General features: G+C 66.8%; 19 protein-coding genes. 8 read left to right on the forward strand and 11 right to left on the reverse strand.

Annotation, left to right across the window (positions count from 1 at the left end; translation table 11 throughout):
- Positions 1-44: 44 nt before the first annotated feature.
- From JHW40_RS19955 to JHW40_RS19970, 4 genes are all read right to left on the reverse strand, one after another.
- Entirely contained in the window at positions 45-842 is a 798-nt protein-coding gene (locus JHW40_RS19955; protein WP_090615003.1) for a transporter substrate-binding domain-containing protein, read from the reverse strand.
- Between the two features lie 27 nt (positions 843-869).
- Positions 870-1526 carry an amino acid ABC transporter permease gene (locus JHW40_RS19960; protein WP_090615005.1) on the reverse strand — a complete coding sequence of 219 codons (657 nt, stop codon included), beginning with the start codon at positions 1524-1526 and terminating at the stop codon, positions 870-872.
- A 1-nt stretch (position 1527) separates the two neighbouring features.
- Positions 1528-2196 (reverse strand): amino acid ABC transporter permease, encoded by a 669-nt coding sequence (locus tag JHW40_RS19965; RefSeq protein WP_090615008.1) that lies wholly within the window; start codon positions 2194-2196, stop codon positions 1528-1530.
- 75 nt (positions 2197-2271) lie between these two features.
- Positions 2272-3276: a LacI family DNA-binding transcriptional regulator gene (locus tag JHW40_RS19970; RefSeq protein ID WP_090615012.1), complete on the reverse strand. Its 1005-nt coding sequence runs from the start codon at positions 3274-3276 to the stop codon at positions 2272-2274.
- 316 nt (positions 3277-3592) lie between these two features.
- Between JHW40_RS19970 and JHW40_RS19975 the strand changes: the two genes are divergently transcribed.
- Genes JHW40_RS19975 through JHW40_RS19985 form a run of 3 tightly spaced genes read left to right on the forward strand, consistent with a single transcriptional unit; the run spans position 3593 to position 5804 of the window.
- On the forward strand, positions 3593-4519 hold the full coding sequence (locus JHW40_RS19975; RefSeq protein ID WP_090615015.1) for a sulfurtransferase: 927 nt from the start codon (positions 3593-3595) through the stop codon (positions 4517-4519).
- Positions 4519-5643 carry a YeeE/YedE family protein gene (locus JHW40_RS19980; RefSeq protein WP_090615018.1) on the forward strand — a complete coding sequence of 375 codons (1125 nt, stop codon included), beginning with the start codon at positions 4519-4521 and terminating at the stop codon, positions 5641-5643. Before JHW40_RS19975 ends, JHW40_RS19980 begins: the two co-directional genes overlap by 1 nt.
- Positions 5640-5804, forward strand: coding sequence for a hypothetical protein (locus JHW40_RS19985; protein WP_170851896.1), 165 nt, complete (start codon positions 5640-5642; stop codon positions 5802-5804). The genes JHW40_RS19980 and JHW40_RS19985 overlap by 4 nt, the downstream gene beginning before the upstream one ends.
- 22 nt (positions 5805-5826) lie before the next feature.
- On the opposite strand, the gene JHW40_RS19990 is transcribed toward JHW40_RS19985, so the two are convergent.
- Both JHW40_RS19990 and JHW40_RS19995 read right to left on the reverse strand, forming a co-directional pair.
- Entirely contained in the window at positions 5827-6123 is a 297-nt protein-coding gene (locus JHW40_RS19990) for a PRC-barrel domain-containing protein (RefSeq protein ID WP_090615021.1), read from the reverse strand.
- A 109-nt stretch (positions 6124-6232) separates the two neighbouring features.
- Entirely contained in the window at positions 6233-6526 is a 294-nt protein-coding gene (locus JHW40_RS19995; protein WP_090615024.1) for a hypothetical protein, read from the reverse strand.
- 394 nt (positions 6527-6920) lie between these two features.
- Between JHW40_RS19995 and JHW40_RS20000 the strand changes: the two genes are divergently transcribed.
- The 5 genes from JHW40_RS20000 to JHW40_RS20020 all read left to right on the forward strand — a co-directional run bounded on the left by JHW40_RS20000 (position 6921) and on the right by JHW40_RS20020 (position 11325).
- Positions 6921-7571, forward strand: a complete 651-nt coding sequence (locus tag JHW40_RS20000) for an ABC transporter permease (protein ID WP_090615027.1) — start codon at positions 6921-6923, stop codon at positions 7569-7571.
- 25 nt (positions 7572-7596) lie between these two features.
- Positions 7597-8742, forward strand: coding sequence for an osmoprotectant ABC transporter ATP-binding protein OsmV (locus tag JHW40_RS20005; RefSeq protein ID WP_090615031.1), 1146 nt, complete (start codon positions 7597-7599; stop codon positions 8740-8742).
- A gap of 89 nt (positions 8743-8831) precedes the next feature.
- Positions 8832-9461: an ABC transporter permease gene (locus JHW40_RS20010; RefSeq protein ID WP_419182484.1), complete on the forward strand. Its 630-nt coding sequence runs from the start codon at positions 8832-8834 to the stop codon at positions 9459-9461.
- A 38-nt stretch (positions 9462-9499) separates the two neighbouring features.
- Positions 9500-10384: a glycine betaine ABC transporter substrate-binding protein gene (locus JHW40_RS20015; protein ID WP_090615038.1), complete on the forward strand. Its 885-nt coding sequence runs from the start codon at positions 9500-9502 to the stop codon at positions 10382-10384.
- A gap of 65 nt (positions 10385-10449) precedes the next feature.
- Positions 10450-11325, forward strand: a complete 876-nt coding sequence (locus JHW40_RS20020; RefSeq protein WP_244519294.1) for a nitrilase-related carbon-nitrogen hydrolase — start codon at positions 10450-10452, stop codon at positions 11323-11325.
- Positions 11326-11460: 135 nt separating this feature from the next.
- On the opposite strand, the gene JHW40_RS20025 is transcribed toward JHW40_RS20020, so the two are convergent.
- The 5 genes from JHW40_RS20025 to JHW40_RS20045 form a co-directional block, all read right to left on the reverse strand.
- The gene (locus JHW40_RS20025) at positions 11461-12456 is read right to left on the reverse strand and encodes a GlxA family transcriptional regulator (RefSeq protein ID WP_244519295.1); all 996 of its coding nucleotides are present in this window, start codon (positions 12454-12456) and stop codon (positions 11461-11463) included.
- A gap of 64 nt (positions 12457-12520) precedes the next feature.
- Positions 12521-13714, reverse strand: coding sequence for an NAD(P)/FAD-dependent oxidoreductase (locus JHW40_RS20030; protein ID WP_090615048.1), 1194 nt, complete (start codon positions 13712-13714; stop codon positions 12521-12523).
- The gene (locus JHW40_RS20035; protein ID WP_090615051.1) at positions 13701-15284 is read right to left on the reverse strand and encodes an NAD(P)/FAD-dependent oxidoreductase; all 1584 of its coding nucleotides are present in this window, start codon (positions 15282-15284) and stop codon (positions 13701-13703) included. Before JHW40_RS20035 ends, JHW40_RS20030 begins: the two co-directional genes overlap by 14 nt.
- Positions 15285-15396: 112 nt before the next feature.
- Positions 15397-16425 (reverse strand): FAD-binding oxidoreductase, encoded by a 1029-nt coding sequence (locus tag JHW40_RS20040; protein ID WP_090615054.1) that lies wholly within the window; start codon positions 16423-16425, stop codon positions 15397-15399.
- Between the two features lie 5 nt (positions 16426-16430).
- A complete protein-coding gene (locus tag JHW40_RS20045; RefSeq protein WP_090615056.1) occupies positions 16431-17663 on the reverse strand; it encodes an aromatic ring-hydroxylating oxygenase subunit alpha in 1233 nt (410 codons plus the stop codon).
- Between the last annotated feature and the right edge of the window lie 208 nt (positions 17664-17871).

A 17871-nucleotide genomic window follows, 5' to 3' on the forward strand; every position in this document is an offset into this window, starting at 1 on the left:
TTCCCTTGGGAAAGCGCCCGGCCGGTGACGGCCGGGCAGGGGCATCATTCGGCGCTGGCCACGAAATCGGGCAGAGGCTCGCCCAGCCATTTCTGATGGATGCCGTCCAGTGTGCCATCGGTGCGGGCCTCGGCCACAAAGGCGTTCACCTTGTCCAGCAGCGCATCCGAATCCGGCGCGACGGCAATGCCCTGCACCTGACTGGACAGGTCGAACTTCTTGTCAAAGCGGTCGCCCACCGCGCTGCCGATCTGCGCCATCACGACATTCGAGGCGCCGATCAGCTTGACCTGCCCCGACATCAGCGCCTGCACCGCGCTGGCATCATCGTCAAAGCGGCGGATCTGGGCGTCCGAGGGCGCGACCTCGGTAACCGCGGTATCCTGCGTCGAGGCCCGCGCGACCGCCACGGTCTGACCCGACAGGGCGGCGGCATCGGCGATCTCCAGTCCGGCATCGCCATAGACGGCAATGCTGATCCCGGCATAGGGGTCCGAGAAATCGACCCGCGCCGCGCGTTCCTCGGTAATTCCAAGCGAGGCCACCAGCACATCGACCTGCCCCGACAGCAGATAGGGGATGCGGTTCGGCCCGGTCACCGGCACGATCTGCGGCTGGACGCCCAGATATTCGGCCAGCGCCTTCGCCACATCGGCGTCATAGCCATCGGGTTGCCCGGCGCTGTCCATGATGCCGAAGGGCGGGAAATCGACCAGCATCCCGATCTTGACGGTGCCCGCGCTCTCGATGGCGGCCAGATCGGCGGCGGTTGCGGGAATGGCAAGGCTTGCGGCCAGCGCGCCAGCGGCCAGCGTGGTGAAAAGGCGGCGGTTCAGTTTCATGGTCTCTCCTCCCGTGAAAGTCGGTTGTCAGCGCGTCAGGGCGCGTCTCATTCGCGTTTCCATATGCCGGGCCAGCAGCGACAGCGGCCAGCACAGCACGAAATACAGGGCCGCGACGGTGCCAAAGACCAGAAATGGCTGGAATGTCGCGTTGTTGATGATCTGGCCCGCTCGGGTCAGCTCGGTAAAGCCGATGATCGAGGCCAGCGAGGTGCCCTTGATCAGCTGTACCAGAAAGCCCACGGTCGGCGCGGTGGCGATCCGCATCGCCTGCGGCAGGATTACATGGCGCATCCGGTCGCGATAGCCAAGCGCCAGCGCGGTCGCGGCCTCGTTCTGCCCGGCGGGCACGGCCTCGATGGCGCCGCGCCATATCTCTCCCAGATAGGCGCTGGCATGCAGCGTCAGCGCGACGGCGGCGGCCAGCAGCGGATCAATGGGCAGACCCACGACTGCCAGCCCGAAATAGACCAGAAACAGCTGCATCAGCAGGGGCGTGCCCTGAAAGACGCGGATGAAGCCGGTGGCGGCCTGACGCAGGACAGGGTTCCGGGCGGTGCGCGACAGGGCGACCAGCAGCCCGCCGATGGCCCCGCCCGCGAAGGCGATGGCCGACAGGATCAGCGTCCACCGGACAGCGGTCACGATGAACAGGATATCCGTGGACGAGAATTCGCGGATCATGTCAGCGCCCCGCCGGATAGGTGAAGAAGGCGCGGCGAATGGCGGCGAACACTGTCGAGAACCCCAGCGCCAGCAGGAAATAAAGCACCGTCAGCACCAGATAGATCTCGAAACTGGCGAAGGTGCGGGCATTCAGGTCGGCCCCTGCCGAGGCCAGATCATTGGCCGAGATGACCGACACCACGCTGGATGTCAGCATCAGATAGATGAACTGGCTGGTCAGCGAGGGATAGATATTGCGCAGGGCGGGCTTGAACACGACATGGCGGAAGATCTGCACCGGGTTCAGCCCCAATGCGCGCCCGGCCTCGATCTGGCCGCGCGGAATGGATTCGATGCCCGCGCGGATGATCTCGGTCCCGTAAGCGCCGACATTGACGACAAGCGCCACCAGCGCGGCCGTATTGGGCGACATGCTGATGCCCACGGCGGGCAGGCCGAAGAAGATGAAGAAGATCTGCACCAGGAACGGCGTGTTGCGGATCACCTCGACATAGATATCCGCGATCCAGCGCAAAGGCCGGATGCCCGAGGTCTTGGCCACGGCACCCAGCAGCGAAACGATCAGACCCAGCAGCATCGCCACCACCGACAGGCGCACGGTCAGCCACGCGCCATACAGCAGCAGGTCCATATTCTGGAAGACCGGCTGGAAGTTGAACTGATACATCCGGCCCTCCCCTGCCGATGCAAGACCCGTTCCAAGTCCCTATTTAGATCGATCTAAATGATGGATGGAAAAGAGTCAACCGCCGCTGCTTTCGCGGATATGCAAGACGGGTTGCACGATGTCGCGCAGGATCGGCGCGTCGGGACTGGCCAGCCTGCGCGCCAGCAGCCTTGCGGCATTGGCGCCGATGGTTGCGGGCTGGACCGCGACACTGGTCAGCGGCGGATAGGTCAGCTCTGCCAGCGGCAGATCGTCCAGCCCGACCACGGCGCGATCCCGGCCCGGCTGACAGCCCGCCTGCCGCAGACCCGCCATCAGACCGGCGGCCAGCACGTCGTTGAAACACAGGATGGCGGTCGGCGCGGCGGGCAGGTCCAGAACCTTGCGGGCCGAACACATGGCGCCTTCCCAGCTCAGCTCGGCCTCGACGATGCCGCCGTCCTCGGCGCCGGTCTCGGCCAGCGCGCGGGCAAATCCCGTCAGCCGTTCCTCGCGGGCCGAGGTGCGGGCCATGACCGACAGGAACCCGATGCGGCGGTGGCCGCGCTGGACCAGATGGCGCACGGCCAGACCGATGCCCGCGACATAGTCGGCCCCGGCGTAATCGGTGGCATCGTTCCCGACCTCTCGCAGCGACTGGACCAGATGCAGGCCCCAGCGGCGCATCCGGTCGGGCAGGTCGGGGCTGGTGTTCTGCGCCGGGCAGAGGATGACCCCATCGACCCCGTGGCCGCGAAACCGTTGCAGGATCTGGTCCTGCCGCAGTGTATCGTCGCGGCTGTTGGCCAGCAGGACCACGCGGTCGTCCAGCCCCATCACCTCTTCTGCGCCGGACAGAAATTCGGTGAAGAAGGCGTTGACCAGATTGGGAACGATCACGCCGATGGTGCGGCTGCTGTTGTTGCGCAGGCGGGCCGCGCCGATATCGCGCACATAGTCCAGATCGGCCATGATCCGTTCGACCTTCTGGCGGGTATGATCGGCCACCAGCGGAGAGTTCCGCACCACCAGCGACACCGTCGCCCGCGACACGCCCGCGATTTCGGCGATCTCGGCCAGCGTCACCTTCTTGCGGATCATCGGTCTCTCCATTCCTGTCGCCGCCGGGGTTTGCGCAATGATCTTTCAGATCCGGCACGGCACGGCAACATTATGCCGCAATCGGCTTCTTGCATCGTGGCTGCGGAACGGATCCGTTCAAAAGGGAATCCATTCCTGTTTTATGGCATGTGGAAGGAATATTTCCTGTCTGAGCGCCCGTCCACCCGACCGCGATATCAGGCCCGAAGGCGATACGGAACCTTGTTTGCCCCGGTCATCGGCGACAATGGCTGTCCATCCTTGCCAAACGCGCTGTTGTCCCCGACATCTGGCATAACCAAGAAGGGATCGCACCATGAGAAGGCTTTTCTTTTCCGCCATTGCCGTGATCGGGCTGTCTGGGGCGGCCATCGCGTCGGATTTCGGACCGCTGCTCACGCCCGACGAATTGCAGGCGCTGAACGGACAACCGGATGCGCCGCTGGTGCTGGATATCCGGGGTGAGGATTATGCACAGGGCCATATCGAGGGCGCCGTTTCGGCCCCCTATGACCTTTTCCGCGGACCTGCCGAAAACCCCGGTGCGCTGGTCCCCGAAGATCAGTTGCAGGCGGTGCTGCGCGATCTGGGTGTCACGCTGGAACGCCCGGTCGTGGTCGTGCATCAGGGCAGTGACGACAGCGATTTCGGCGCGGCGGCGCGGGTTTATTGGACACTCAAATCCTCGGGGGTCAGCCATCTGGCGATCCTGAATGGCGGGATGGGGGCATGGGCCGCCGCCGGTCTGCCGCTGGAGACGAAACCCAATGCGCCGGTCCCGTCCGAGGTCGAGATCACGTTTTCGGACCGCTGGCTGGCGACGACCGATGATGTCGCGGCCATTGTCGGCGGCCAGTCCGGTGCAAGGCTGATCGATTCGCGACCCGAGGGCTTCTATCACGGCCAGCAATCGCACCCTGCGGCGGCAAAACCGGGCACCTTGCCGGGGGCGGAAAACATCTCTCACTCGGTCTGGTTCGACGATCAGACGCGGGTGATGGATGCGCCTGCGGCCAGCGATGTGGCGGCGCGGCTGGGCATCGGGCAGCAAGAGGAACTGGTGGCCTTCTGCAATACCGGCCATTGGGCCGCGACAGAGTGGTTCGCGCTGTCGGAACTGGCGGGGGTCGAGGATGTGAAGCTCTATCCCGATTCCATGGTCGGCTGGTCGCAGACGGGCGGGGCGATGCAGAACACGCCCGGCCTGATGCAGAACCTGCTGAATCACTTGAGGGCCAACTGATGTCCCAGACGGCGACGATCCCGGCCTCGGGGCAGATCACCCAGCGCGGATTGATCGTATTGGCGGGGCTGGCGGCGATCCTTGCCGTGGCGCTGTTCGCAGGCGCGCGTTTCGGGCTGCTGCTGGCCATCGGTCTGGGCTTCGGCATCGTGCTGGAGGGGCTGCGCTTCGGATTTGCCGGACCGTGGCGGGCGATGATCCTGCGGCGCGATCCCTCGGGCATTCTGGCGCAGCTTCTGGCGATTGCGCTGGTCTCGGTCGTGGCTTTTCCGCTGCTGGCGACCCATCCGGGCGAGATCACCGGCGCTGCGGCCCCGATCGGCTGGGCGATGATCGGCGGTGCCTTCGTCTTTGGCGCCGCGATGCAGGTGGTGCTGGGCTGCGGTTCGGGCACATTGGTCAATGCGGGCAGCGGCAATCCGGTCGCGCTGCTGGCGCTGCCTTTCTTTGCCATCGGCAGCTTTCTGGGGGCTTATGGCCTGATCTGGTGGACCGGGCTGGGGGCGCTGCCGATCCTGACGCTTGGCGGCGGGACGGGTCTGGCGGCGACGCTGGCGGCGCTGGCCGTGGTCGCGGCGGGGCTGCTGTGGCTGGCGGCACCGGGCACGCGGCGCTTGCCGGGACGGCTGGTCATTGCCGCGCTGGCGATTGCGGCGCTGGCCATCGGCAATCTGATGGTGGCGGGCCAGCCCTGGGGCGTGGTTTACGGCCTTGGCCTTTGGGCGGCCAAGGGCGCGGTGGCGCTGGGGGCCGACCTGACGGGTTCCGCCTTCTGGAGCGCGCCGGGCAATGCCGCCCTGCTGGGGCAGAGCGTGCTGACCGATGTGACCTCACTGACCAATATCGGCATCATCTCGGGGGCGTTCATTGTCGCCGCATGGCGGACAGGGGGGCTGTCGCAGCCGCTGCCGAAACTGCCCGCGCGGGCATGGGTGGCGACGGTCGTGGCGGGGCTGCTGCTGGGCTATTCCTCTCGGCTGGCCTTTGGCTGCAATGTGGGCGCGTTCTTTTCGGGTATCTCGACCGGCAGCCTGCATGGTTGGGTCTGGTTCGCAGCCGCCTTTGCCGGTGCGGTGCTGGGCGTCCGCCTGCGCCCGATGCTGGGGCTGGAGGCGCGCGCATGACCCGACATGTCACCGCCGGGGCCACGCTGCTGTTGCTGGTCGCGCTGCTGGCCTTCGACCACGCCACGGCAGAGCTGAACCCCTACAAGGCACCGCCGCTGCTGGCGCTCGGCTCGGGGATCGAGGCCAGCGGCGGTTTCTGCGGCGCCCTGCCGGATTAAGGCGCGACGGGGCCTGCGCCCGTCAGTGCTGATGTTCTGGCAATGCCTTCAGATCGTCCTTGGTCCAGCGCGACAGGGCGTGAACCGTGCCCGTCTCGTCGCGCATGAAGTCCAGTTCGCGCACATGCACCAGAACCGGCTTGCTGCCAAGGCCCAGAAAGCCGCCGACATCGATCACGACCTCGGTGCTTTCGCCCGCGCCGTGGACATGGGAAACGGTGCCGATCGTCTCATTGTCCGGACCATAGACCTTGGCGCCGCTCAGGTTGGCCTCGGTCAGGTCGGCGGCCTGAAGTCTGGGGTGATTGCTGTGGTCCATGCTGATCTCCTTGGTTGAGTGATTGTATGGCGACCAATCATCGAAGGGCCGGAATGTTCCTGTCCGACGGCGCGATGGTCGCGGATCGGTCGAAACCCGCGCCGCCGGGTCAGAACAGCGCCCACAGAACAACGATCACCGCAACCGCCAGCAGCAGGATGATCCCGATGCGGGGTGGTTGCGTGGCCATTGGCGGCGGGGTGACTTCGACCGGCTCGCGCAATTCGTCCTGCGCGGCCATGTTGATCTGTTCGGTGGTGACAGGATCGCCTGCGGCCTCGTCATCGGTGCCAAGCGGAGCGGCGGCGGGATCGGGATGATCAACCTTGTCGCCGGTCCGTCCCCGGTCGATGTCGTGGCGAAGGCGGTCGCTGGTGGGGGCGGGTTCATCGGGTTTGCTCATGCGTCTTGCCTTTCTGATGGTTTGCGGCGGGCCGGATGCTGCGTCTGAACCCGTTGAAAGCGTCCTGCGGCGTATTTGTTCCTGCCGCACATGAAGTCGTGATTGTCAGCCTCGGACGCAGAACCAAAGCCCGGCGCGGCGCAAATTCCGTGGGTCGGTGACGTCAGAGTCGCTTGTCTGCCGGAATTGTTGCAGGATGGGACCATGCCAAGGCGTTGCGACATTCATTTCGGCAGGGGTCGTCCCTCTGCCCGGGCTCGGCACCATCCAAACCGTCCTCAAGACGGATTCATGCAAGCCGAAGTCGAATTTGCGCAACTTGACGCCGTTTCAACCGCGCTATGCCGGGGTATTGCTGGTCAGATCCTGACCTCTACCTTGGGGAAAGAGGGATATGGAAATACTTGGTTTCATAGCGGATAACTGGCAGGTCATCCTGCGGCTGGCAGGTCAACACATCTCGATCGTCGCGGTGGCCGTCGGGCTGGCGATCCTGACCGGTGTGCCCATCGGCATCGCCATCACCCAGAACCGGCGCGCCGCCGATGCGGTGCTTTATGTCGCCTCGATCATCGTCACCATCCCCTCGATCGCGCTTTTCGGGCTGATGATCCCGATCCTGTCGAAGATCGGTCAGGGGATCGGCTGGCTGCCGGCGGTGATCGCGATCCTGCTCTATTCGCAACTGCCCATCGTGCGGAATACCTATACCGCCATCACCAATGTCGATCCGGCGCTGCGCGAGGCGGCGACGGGCATGGGCATGACGCCCTTCCAGCGGCTGACCCGGCTGGAGATCCCCATCGCAATCCCGGTCATCATGGCGGGCGTGCGAACCGCCGTGGTCATGAATATCGGTGTCGCGGCCATTGCCGCCTATATCGGCGCGGGGGGCCTCGGCGTGCTGATCGCGCGTGGCATTACGCAGACCGATCCGCGCCAGCTGATTACCGGCGCGCTGGCCGTCGCCCTGCTGGCCATTCTGGCCGACTGGACGCTGCTGCGGCTGCAAAAGCGGCTGACCCCGGCCGGGCTTAAACGTTGACGCTTCTGAGCAAGGACCTTTCCGAATGATCCGACTCGAAGACCTGACCAAGAGGTTCAAGACGCCCGGCGCCGATATCGTGGCCGCCGACAGCGTGAACATGGAAGTGCCCACGGGCGAGATCTGCATCCTGCTGGGGCCCTCGGGCTGCGGCAAGACCACCGCGCTGAAGATGATCAACCGGCTGATCCCGCCGACCAGCGGCAAGATCTATATCGACGGCAAGGACACCTCGCAGTTGGACGACATCCAGCTGCGGCGCAATATCGGCTATGTGATCCAGCAGATCGGCCTGTTCCCGAACATGACGGTCGAGGAAAACATCTGCGTCGTTCCCCGGTTGCTGAACTGGGACATCCGCAAGGCCCGGCAGCGCGCCGCCGACCTGCTGGACCTTGTGGGTCTGGACCCGCGCCAGTTTCTGGGGCGCTATCCCAAAGAGCTTTCGGGCGGCCAGCAGCAGCGCGTCGGCGTGATCCGGGCGCTGGCCGCCGATCCGCCGGTGATGCTGATGGACGAACCCTTCGGCGCCATCGACCCGATCAACCGCGAGATCATCCAGGACGAATTCCTGAAGATGCAGGCCGAACTGAAAAAGACCATCATGTTCGTCAGCCACGACATCGACGAGGCGGTGAAGATGGGCGACAAGATCGCCATCTTCCGCGCCGGCCGGATCGAGCAATACGACACGCCGGACATGATCCTGGCGCATCCGGCCAATGCCTTCGTCGCCGATTTCGTGGGCGCGGACCGCACGCTGAAGCGACTGCGTCTGGTCACGGCGGAAGAGGTGGCGACAGCCGATGTACCGGTCACCGCACGTTCGACCAAGGTATCCGACGCGTTGCAACAACTGACCGTCGCAAGGGCGCGGCGCGCGGTGGTCATCGACGGCGATCACCGCCCGGTGGGCTTCGTGACCGCCGAGGAAATGGCGGGCGCCTCGGGCACGGTGCGGGACTTCGCCCATCCGCTGCCTGCGACCGTCCCGGTCCGCGCCGACCTGCGGGCCGTGGTCTCGGAAATGTTCGCGCATGACACGATGTGGCTCGCCTGTACCGACGATCACGGCCGTTTCGCGGGCGTCATCACCCAGCCCGACGTGACCGCGGCGCTGCGCGAGACCTATGGCCCGAAACGCACCGGGCGGGAACAGGAGGCGCCATGACACGCGGCTTGGGTCTTGGACGCGGGGCCGGCCTGCTGTTGGTCTTCCTGCTGGGCATCTGGGTCGCGGCATCGGGATTGCTGGACCAGATGGCGATATATTGGGACGACATCACCTATCTGACGCGCCAGCATGTGGTGCTGGTGGCCAGTTCCGGCGGCGCGGCGATCCTGCTGGGCGTGCCTGTGGGCATCTGGCTGTCGCGCCCCTCGATGGAGCGTTACGCCGAGACGGTGATGCAGGTCTTCAACATCGGCACCACCATTCCGACGCTGGCGGTGATCGCGCTGTCGATGACGCTGCTGGGGATCGGCTTTCCTCCGGCCTTCTTCGGGCTGTTCGTGGCCTCGCTTCTGCCCATCGTGCGCAATACCTATGCCGGGCTTCTGGCCGTACCGTCGCATCTGAAAGAGGCCGCGACCGGCATGGGCATGACGCGCTGGCAGATCCTGATGCGGGTCGAGGTGCCGAACGCGCTCTATGTCATCTTCTCGGGCATCCGCACGGCGCTTGCGATCAATGTCGGCACCACGCCGCTGGCCTTCCTGATCGGCGGCGGCGGGCTGGGAGAGCTGATCTTCACCGGCATCGACCTGATGGACACGGGCATGCTGCTGGCGGGCGCGATCCCGACCGCCGCGCTGGCCGTGGCCGTCGATTTCCTGATGGGACAGGCGCAACTGCGGCTGATCCCGAAAGGCGTGAATCCGCTTCGATAAGGCGGACCCTGAACCAGCAACCAACGGGAGCTATCACAATGAACATCACCCTCAGATCCGGCCTTGCGGCGCTTGCCTTCGCGGGTTTCGCGACTGGCGCGCAGGCGGCCGATATCGTCGTCGGCGGCAAGAACTTCACCGAACAGCAGATCCTGTCGGCCATCACCCAGCAGGTTCTGGAAGCCAATGGCCACCGGGTAGATAACCGCGCCGGCATGGGCTCGGCCGCCGTGCGGCAGGCGATGGAGAACGGCCAGATCGACGTCTATTGGGAATATACCGGCACCTCGCTGATCACCTATAACAATATCGAGGACAAGCTGGACCCGCAGCAGACCTATGACACGGTCAAGGAACTGGATGCCGAAAAGGGCATCGTCTGGCTGGACCCGTCCGAGGCGAACAACACCTATGCGCTGGCGATGCGCGCGGCGGATTCCACCGAGAAGGGCATCGCGACCATCTCTGATCTGGCGGGCGCGATGAATGACGGTCAGGGCCTGACCTTCGGCTCGAACGCCGAGTTCTATGCCCGCCCCGACGGGCTGAAGCCGCTGGAAGAGACCTATGGCTTCGAGTTCGGCCGCGCCAATGTCAAGCGCATGGATACCGGGCTGGTCTATCAGGCGCTGCGCGACGGGCAGGTCGATGTCGGGCTGGTCTTCGCCACCGACGGCCGCATCCTCGCCTTCGACTTCACCGTGCTGGAGGACGATCAGGGCTATTTCCCCAGCTATGCGCTGGCGCCCGTGATCCGCGCCGAAGTGCTGGAGGCCAATCCCGATATCGGCGATCTGCTGAACGAGGTCTCGGCCAAGCTGGACGATCAGGTCATGGCCGCGCTGAATGCCAGCGTCGATGTGGACAAGGTCTCGGTCGAGAATGCGGCGGCGAAGTTCTTGCAGGACCACGACCTCAACTGAGGCGGGAAAGGCGGGGGCGGCTGCACCCCTGCCACCGGGGCGGTGATGCGCAAGGGCCGGGGAAAATGACGACCAGCAACACGATCACCGTCGGCGCCGCGCAATTTCCCAGCGAGGTGGGCGATGTCGATGCCAATCTGGAGCGCCACCTGCACTGGATCGCGCAGGGGCGCGAGGCCGGTCTGGACATGCTGGTCATGCCGGAATTGTCGCTGACTGGCCATTACGGGTCCGAGAACCTGCTGGACGCCGCCATGTCGCGCAAGGACCCGCGGCTGAAACGTCTGGCACAGGCGGCGGGGCCGATGGCCGTGACGCTGGGCTTCATCGAGGAAGGCCCGGCTGCGCAATTCTATAACTCGGCGGCGATCCTGCGCGATGGCGGCATGATCCACCTGCATCGCAAGGTGAACCTGCCCACCTATGGCAAGCTGGAAGAGGGCAAGCATTACGCGCCCGGCCGTTTCGTCGAGACTTGCGAGCTGGACGGATACTGGCGCACCGGTCTGTTGATCTGCGCGGATCTGTGGAACCCGGCGCTGACCCATCTGGCCTTCCTGCATGGCGCGACCATGCTGGTCTGTCCGGTCAGTTCCGCCGTCGAGGCGGTGGGCGTCGATTTCGACAATCCCGGGGGCTGGGCGCTGACCTGCCGTTTCTACGCGATGATCTATGGCGCGCCGATCATCATGGTAAACCGCACCGGGACCGAGCGCGACCTGACATTCTGGGGCGGCTCGCGCATCGTCGATCCCTTCGGGCGCGAACTGGCCGTCGCCGGACAGGGAGAAGAGATGATCTCTGCCCGGCTGGATTACGACCTGCTGCGCCGCGCCCGGCATCTGTTGCCGACCGTGCGCGACAGCAATCTGGCGCTGGTCCAGCGCGAGACCGCGCGGCTGGTCGAGACGCTGGGTGTGCCGGATTTCGTGCGCGACTAGGGCGGCGCAGGGACAGCGCAATGACATCGCCATTTCACGATTTTCTGCACGACACGCGGGCACAGGACCTGCCTGCCGGGGTGCTGGCCGTGGCCCGGCGCTGGCTGCTGGACCTGTTGGGCGCCGTCTGAACGCTCAGCCGATGCGGCGGGACCGGGCGCGGGCGACCCTCGCCTGTTCGCGCATCTCGCTGGGGCGGATCTTGTAGAACTCCTTGACCCATTTCGAGAAATGCGAGGTCGAGGCGAAGCCGGTGGCGATCGCGATGTCGATGATCGGCTGTTCGGTATAGAGCAACATCTCGCGCGCCCGCTCGACCCGCAGCGACAGGTAGTAGCGCGCCGGGGTCATGCCCAGGAAGTTGCGGAAGTTCCGCTCCATCTGCCGCTCGCTGACATGGGCAAGCCGGGCCAGCCGCTCGATCTGCAGGGGCGTCTCGATATTGGCCTGCATCAGGCGGACGATCATCTGCAGCGATTCGGGCAGGGTGCCTATCTGCTCCATCCGGCCGCCCTGCTGGCTTTCATCCGCGTCGCGGATGCGGGCGTGGTGGAACTGGTTGGCCACGCCGTTGGCCAGGTCGCGGCCATGCAGGTCGGCGATGATATGCAGCATCAGGTCCATCGAGGCCGTGCCGCCCGAACAGGTCAGCCGGTTGCGGTCGATCTCGTAAAGCGTGCCGGTGATCGGCAGATGCGGGAAATCCTCCTCGAAGGCGGCGCGGTTTTCCCAGTGGATGGTGCAGCGATAGCCGTCCAGCAATCCGGCGCGGGCCAGAAGATAGCTGGCCGTGGACAGGGCGCCGATGGCCCGACCGCGATGCGCCGCCCGCCGCAGGGCGGCAAGATAGGGGCGTTCGTCCTGCGGATCGACCCGCGCGCCGCCGCAGATGAACAGGGCATGGTTGCGCTCGATGGCCTGATCGACATGGATCGCCGGAAAGGGAATGCCCGAGGACGGCATGACCGGCTGCCCGTCGATGCTGCACAGGTCCCAACGGAAGACATCGCGCCCCAGCAGGCGGTTGGCGGCGCGCAAGGGCTCGATCGCCGAGGCGAGGCTGAGCATCGAGAGCCCTTCCAGCATCAGGAAGGCGAAGCACAAAGGCTCGCCCGTATCGTGGTAGAACATCGGCGGGTCCGGGTTGCGATGCGCCATGTTCGGTCAAGCCGCCCCGCGCTTCAAGCCGTTCCCATCAGGCAGTCGCCATCGCAGCCGGCAGCCAGCCCTGAAGCGCGTCCCAATCGGGCTCCAGCCGGTCGAAGCGTCCCAGCCGCAGGCTGGAAAGATCGGCGAAGTCGCAATGCCCCTGCGTCACCAGCTGCATCAGCGCCCGGCCCGAGGCGGGCGACAGGCCGAAGCCCACGCCGGACAGGGTGGCGACGGTCAGGTTCTGCCACCGAGCCGAGCGGTCCATGACCGGGCGGCCGTCGGGGGTGTTCTCGATGATGCCCGACCAGCTGCGGATGACGCGGGCATGGGCCGCGCCGGGCAGAAGCTCGGCCACGCGCCGGGCGATGCTGCCCGCCAGTGGGGTGGAGGGGCGCGGGCCGCCCGGCTGTTCCTCGGTCTCGACCCATTCATGCGGGCCGCCGCCATAGGCCAGGTTGCCGCGCAGGGTCTGGCGGCCATAGAGCCCGTTGCCGTCGATCCCGCCAAGCGGCATCAGCGGCAGGGGCTCGGTCACGATCATCTCGGCGCGGGCGGCGCGCATGGGGATGGCGACCTCCAGCATCGCGGCCAGCCGGCCGGTCTGCGGGCCCGCCGCGATGACCAGATGGTCGCAACTGATGACGCCCCTGTCGGTCTCGACCGCCGTGACCCGGCCGCCCTGCCGCCGGAAGCCGGTGACGGTGACGTGCTGGCGCACCCGCCCGCCCCGGTCGCGCAGCGCCCAGGCATAGGCCTGCACGGTGCGGTGCGGGTTCGCATGGCCGCCGAAATGGTAATAGTGCCCGGCATGGACATTGTCCCCGGCCAGCGGCACCAGATCGCGCACCGTCTGCGCGTCCAGATCGTCTGCGCGGAAGCCCTGCTTGCGGGCATTGGCCGCGGCGCGGCCGTAAAGCGTGAACTGCTCGGGCGACAGCGCGATGCGGATGCGGTTCGGCCGGAACTCGGTCGGATAGCCCAGCAATTCGTCCATCATCGGCCACAGCCGCTGTTCCTCGGCGAAAAGCGGGCTGTGGTGATGCGAGCAGCCGCCGCCATTGCGCCCCGACGCCTCCCAGCCGACGATGCCGCGTTCCAGCACCAGCACGTCGACGCCCGCCTCGGCCAGCCAGAAGGCGGTGGAGAGGCCGGTGACGCCGCCGCCGATCACGATGACCGAGGCGCCGCGATCGTCGTCGCCGGGCGGGATGCCGGGGATGGGGTTATTCACTGACATGTTCCTTCTGCGTCGCAAGCGCGGCGACCGTGTAATGGTCCTCGACATCCCAGAACGGCACCCATTGGCGGGGCATTCCGAACCAGGAATCCCAGGCGGCGGCAATGGCGGGATCCTCGGGCAGGGCGGCGGCGGTCAGGCTGATCGGGCGGACCGGGCTGCGATAGCCGGCCAGCGGCACCACCCCCAGCGACAGGTCCTCCTGCAGGGCCAGCAGCGCCTGGATCTGCTCGCGGCATCGGCGGCCCTGGCAGGGGCCCATGCCGGCGCGGGTCAGCCGCTTGATCTGGTCGGGATCGGGTGGCCCCTCGCCCAGGATCTCGGTCAGGCTGCGGGTCAGGTTCGGCAGATGCGGCGCGTTCAGATAGCGCGGCGGGCTGACATCGAGGATCTCGCGCGCCGTGACCTCCTCGCATTGGCAGACCGGCATCTCCGCCACGGCCTCCACCACCGAGGCGCGGACCCAGGCCTTGCGGTATGCGCCCAGATCGGCGGCGGGTCCAGGCTGCGGCGCGTCCCCGGCTGCTTCGTTTGCCAGCCCCAGCGCCGCCAGCGCGGCCCCGGCGGCCAGCCGGCCCTCGGTCTCGGCCAGCGCCGGATCGGCGGATTTCGCGGGCCAGATCCCCGCGCAGTCGCCCGCAGCGCGGATGCCGGGCAGGCTGGTCTCGCCCCCCGCGCCCAGCAGCGGCACGAAGCCGCCGCGATCATTGTCGAAGGCGCAGCGCGCGCCGGCGGCGTGGAGCAGGTCGATCATCGGCACCGCGCCCACGCCCAGCAGCACGGAATCGCAAGGGATGGAGCGGTTGCGCAGCATCAGCCCGGTGACGCCATCCGCGTCCGAGGTGACGCCGCGCGGCGCCTCGCCGGTGACGATCTCGACCCCGGCGGCGCGGATACGCGCGACCAGATCCTCGGGCGCGGCGGCGGCCTCGGCCTGTTCGACCACGGCGGCGATGGTGACGCCCGCCGCGATCAGGTCCAGCGCCGCCAGCAGCGCCTCGGGGGTCGAGCCCAGCATGACCGCGTGGCGGCTGTCCAGCGCATCATAGAGCCGCGCCAGCACCAGCGCGGCACCGGCACCCAGCACGCCGGGCAGGTCCCAGCCGGGAAAGGCCAGCCCCATGTCGCGCCGCCCGGTCGCCACGATGGCCTGATCGAAGCCAACCAGGTGGCTGCCCTGTTCCTCGTCCACCAGCCCGGCGACCAGACCGGGCATCCAGCCCAGGTTGGGCTGGTTGGCGAACAGCCCCCAGCAGGCGTTGCCAAGGCGGATGTCGACGCCCAGATCGAACAGTTCGACCAGATCGGGCCGCGCCTCCAGCATCCGTTCGGTCATCGCGTTGCGGTTGCGGACCGCGCCGCCCATCCGGCCGCCCCAGATCTGCGGGACGCTTTCGCCCATCACCTCGAAGGGCACGGGATGTTCGTCGACCAGCATCACCTGCGCGCCGCCCTCATGGGCGCGGCGGGCGGCGGCGATCCCGGCGGGGCCGGCGCCCACGATCAGGATCTGGGTCCGCTCCGCGATCTCAAGGCGCTTGCCTGCGACGGATCGGGGGTCTGTGGTCATCTTGCGTCCTCTGGTGACTGCATCGCGGCAGGGTCATCCTTGGTGTAAAGCCCGCCGGGCCGGCAGCAGGTTTTCGACCCGAAGGGAAAGAAATCCGACCCGACCCGAGGGGTCAGGCCAGCCTGATCTCGACATCCGACGCCGCCCGGGTCGAGCAGGCCAGCACATAGCCCTCGGCCGCCTCTTCCGGCGTCAGCCCGCCATTCGGCCGGCTGTCCACTTGGCCCGAGACCAGTTGCACCATGCAGGTGCCGCACATGCCCTCGCCGCAGCCGCAGGGGATGATGACGCCCTGGCGCAGGCTGGCCTGCAGCAGCGTCTCGTCGGGGCGGATGCCGATGGCGCGGCCGTTCACGGTCAGGCCGAAACCGGGGTCCTCCGACGCGGCTTCGGCCATGGGCGCGGCGGCGGGGGCCGCGCCGCCGAAGCTTTCGGTGTGGAACTGCGCCAGCGCGCCGCCCTCGGCGGCATGGATCAGCCGGACCTCCTGCATGAAGCCCTGCGGGCCGCAGCAGAACACCTCGCGCCGGCCCAGATCGGGGATGGCGGTCGCCAGCCGCCCCCGGCTGACGCGGCCGCGATAGCCGAACCAGCCCGGCGCGGCGCGGCTGACGCTGATCGCCACCGTCAGGTTGGGCATGCGGGACTGTATCTCGGCCAGTTCGCGGGCAAAGAGCACCTCGGCCGGATCGCGGGCGGCGTGAAACCATGCCAGATCGGTCTCGGGCTCGGTGTCCGCCAGATGCCGCAGGATCGCCATCATCGGGGTGGCGCCCGAGCCGCCCGAAACGAAGGCCAGCCGGTCATTGCTGCGCAGCCCCAGCGTGAAGGCGCCGCGTGGGGGGCGGGCCTCGATGCTGTCACCATCGCGCAGGTTCTCATGCAGCCAGCGGGTCGCGCCGCCCGGTGCCTGCGCCTTGATCGTCAGCTCCAGATCGCCCCCGGCCCCGCCCGAGATGGTGAAGCTGCGCCAGACCGGGCCGCCCGGTAGGGGCACCTTCAGGACCAGCGCCTGACCGGGGGTGAAGCCCACCGGGCCGCTGTCCGCGCGCAGGCGGAAGGTCTTGACGGTGGGCGTCTCGTCGCGGACGGCGATGCAGGACAGCGACAGCAGGGCCGCCGGAGGGGCTTGCATGTCCATGCGCCTTACTCCGCCGCGAGCCGCGCCTGCGGGCCGCCGGTGAAATAAGCCATCTTGCCCGCATACCATTCCGAAAAGTTGCTCAGCATGAATTCCGAAGGCGCATAGGGTCCGGGCCGGTAGGCGCGCGAAAGGATGCCGCGATGGTTGTTTTCGGCCAGCACGCGATCCTCGTCATTGGTGGCCAGCCAGACCTCGGTCAGGCGTTGCAGGTCGTAATCCACGCCCTCGACCGCATCCTCGTGGACCAGCCATGTCGTGCGCACCTCGGTGCGGTTCGCCGACAGCGGCAGGACCCGGAATTGCAGGATGTGGTCGGACAGGAAGTGGTTCCAGTTGTTCGGCACACGGAACATGCGGACCGAGCCCAGGTCGGGCTCGGTGAAATCGGCCAGAAGCTTGTTGCAGGCGGGCTGGCCGTCCAAGGTGAAGGACAGGCAGTTCTCGTTGAAGGGCAGGCGGATGCAGCGGAACTCATTGCCGCCCTCGGCGGGCTTGTGGGGCAGGCCCAGCCCGTCCCAGCGGGTGGCCGAACGCTCCATCAACCCCTGAAACTGCGCCTTGACCAGCGGATCGTCGGGCAGGGCGAATTCGACCAGCGTCACCAGCAGCTCGGGATGGTTGCCCGCGCAGTGATAGCATTCGCGGTTGTTCTCGATTACCAGCTTCCAGTTCGCCTCCTCGACGATGGTCGAGGTGAAGGCGAGTTTGGTGCGGTCGGGCATATGCGGGGCGATATAGGGCGTGACCCCGGCGCGGAACCGCGCCAGCGAGGGCGGTTCGTCGGCAAGGCAGATATAGACCATGCCGCAGATCACCTCGACATGGACCGGGGCGAGGCTGTGGGCCGTCTTGTCGAAATCGTCGGGCATCTGGCGGGCATTGATCAGGCTGCCGTCCAGCTCGTAGACCCATTGGTGATAGGGGCAGACCAGACGGTTCGCCCGGCCCCTTTCCTTCTGGCAGATCATCGAGCCGCGATGGCGGCAACTGTTGTGAAACGCCGCGATCTCTCCGTCCCGGTTGCGCAGCACGACGATGGGATTGTCGCCGACCTTCAGCGTCAGGTAATCGCCGGGGCGGGGGATCTCGACGGTGCTGCAGGCGAAGATCCAGTCGGTTTCGAACACCGCCTGCATGTCGGCGCGGAAGATGTCGTCGTCGACATAGAAGTCGCGGGGCAGGGAATGGCCGGGTTGGCGCTGGCCAAGCAAACCCGCAATCCGTTCTTTCAGCATTCTCGTAACTCCGTCAAAGACCTTTCCGGGGCGGTGCGTTCCGGCCTGCTGTCCCGCATCCTGTCGGGTGCGGGCGAATCCGTGCGGCAGGGATTCGACATCGGCAATCAGCTTTCCGACGATCCGGGGGTGTGCGGGACGAAAGCAGGCCCGGTCAGCGGCGGCGCTGGCGACAGGTCTCTGAATGGGCTAACACTCCGCCCGGTTC

The sequence above is a fragment of the Paracoccus alcaliphilus genome (assembly GCF_028553725.1).
In the GTDB taxonomy this organism is placed as follows: Bacteria; Pseudomonadota; Alphaproteobacteria; order Rhodobacterales; family Rhodobacteraceae; genus Paracoccus; species Paracoccus alcaliphilus.

Excerpts from the sequence above, each read along its gene's own strand:
- JHW40_RS19955 (WP_090615003.1), bottom strand. The coding sequence starts at position 842 with ATGAAACTGAACCGCCGCCTTTTCACCACGCTGGCCGCTGGCGCGCTG.
- JHW40_RS19960 (WP_090615005.1), bottom strand. The coding sequence starts at position 1,526 with ATGATCCGCGAATTCTCGTCCACGGATATCCTGTTCATCGTGACCGCT.
- JHW40_RS19965 (WP_090615008.1), bottom strand. The coding sequence starts at position 2,196 with ATGTATCAGTTCAACTTCCAGCCGGTCTTCCAGAATATGGACCTGCTG.
- JHW40_RS19970 (WP_090615012.1), bottom strand. The coding sequence starts at position 3,276 with ATGATCCGCAAGAAGGTGACGCTGGCCGAGATCGCCGAAATCGCGGGC.
- JHW40_RS19975 (WP_090615015.1), top strand. The coding sequence starts at position 3,593 with ATGAGAAGGCTTTTCTTTTCCGCCATTGCCGTGATCGGGCTGTCTGGG.
- JHW40_RS19980 (WP_090615018.1), top strand. The coding sequence starts at position 4,519 with ATGTCCCAGACGGCGACGATCCCGGCCTCGGGGCAGATCACCCAGCGC.
- JHW40_RS19985 (WP_170851896.1), top strand. The coding sequence starts at position 5,640 with ATGACCCGACATGTCACCGCCGGGGCCACGCTGCTGTTGCTGGTCGCG.
- JHW40_RS19990 (WP_090615021.1), bottom strand. The coding sequence starts at position 6,123 with ATGGACCACAGCAATCACCCCAGACTTCAGGCCGCCGACCTGACCGAG.
- JHW40_RS19995 (WP_090615024.1), bottom strand. The coding sequence starts at position 6,526 with ATGAGCAAACCCGATGAACCCGCCCCCACCAGCGACCGCCTTCGCCAC.
- JHW40_RS20000 (WP_090615027.1), top strand. The coding sequence starts at position 6,921 with ATGGAAATACTTGGTTTCATAGCGGATAACTGGCAGGTCATCCTGCGG.
- JHW40_RS20005 (WP_090615031.1), top strand. The coding sequence starts at position 7,597 with ATGATCCGACTCGAAGACCTGACCAAGAGGTTCAAGACGCCCGGCGCC.
- JHW40_RS20010 (WP_419182484.1), top strand. The coding sequence starts at position 8,832 with ATGGCGATATATTGGGACGACATCACCTATCTGACGCGCCAGCATGTG.
- JHW40_RS20015 (WP_090615038.1), top strand. The coding sequence starts at position 9,500 with ATGAACATCACCCTCAGATCCGGCCTTGCGGCGCTTGCCTTCGCGGGT.
- JHW40_RS20020 (WP_244519294.1), top strand. The coding sequence starts at position 10,450 with ATGACGACCAGCAACACGATCACCGTCGGCGCCGCGCAATTTCCCAGC.
- JHW40_RS20025 (WP_244519295.1), bottom strand. The coding sequence starts at position 12,456 with ATGTTCTACCACGATACGGGCGAGCCTTTGTGCTTCGCCTTCCTGATG.
- JHW40_RS20030 (WP_090615048.1), bottom strand. The coding sequence starts at position 13,714 with ATGTCAGTGAATAACCCCATCCCCGGCATCCCGCCCGGCGACGACGAT.
- JHW40_RS20035 (WP_090615051.1), bottom strand. The coding sequence starts at position 15,284 with ATGACCACAGACCCCCGATCCGTCGCAGGCAAGCGCCTTGAGATCGCG.
- JHW40_RS20040 (WP_090615054.1), bottom strand. The coding sequence starts at position 16,425 with ATGGACATGCAAGCCCCTCCGGCGGCCCTGCTGTCGCTGTCCTGCATC.
- JHW40_RS20045 (WP_090615056.1), bottom strand. The coding sequence starts at position 17,663 with ATGCTGAAAGAACGGATTGCGGGTTTGCTTGGCCAGCGCCAACCCGGC.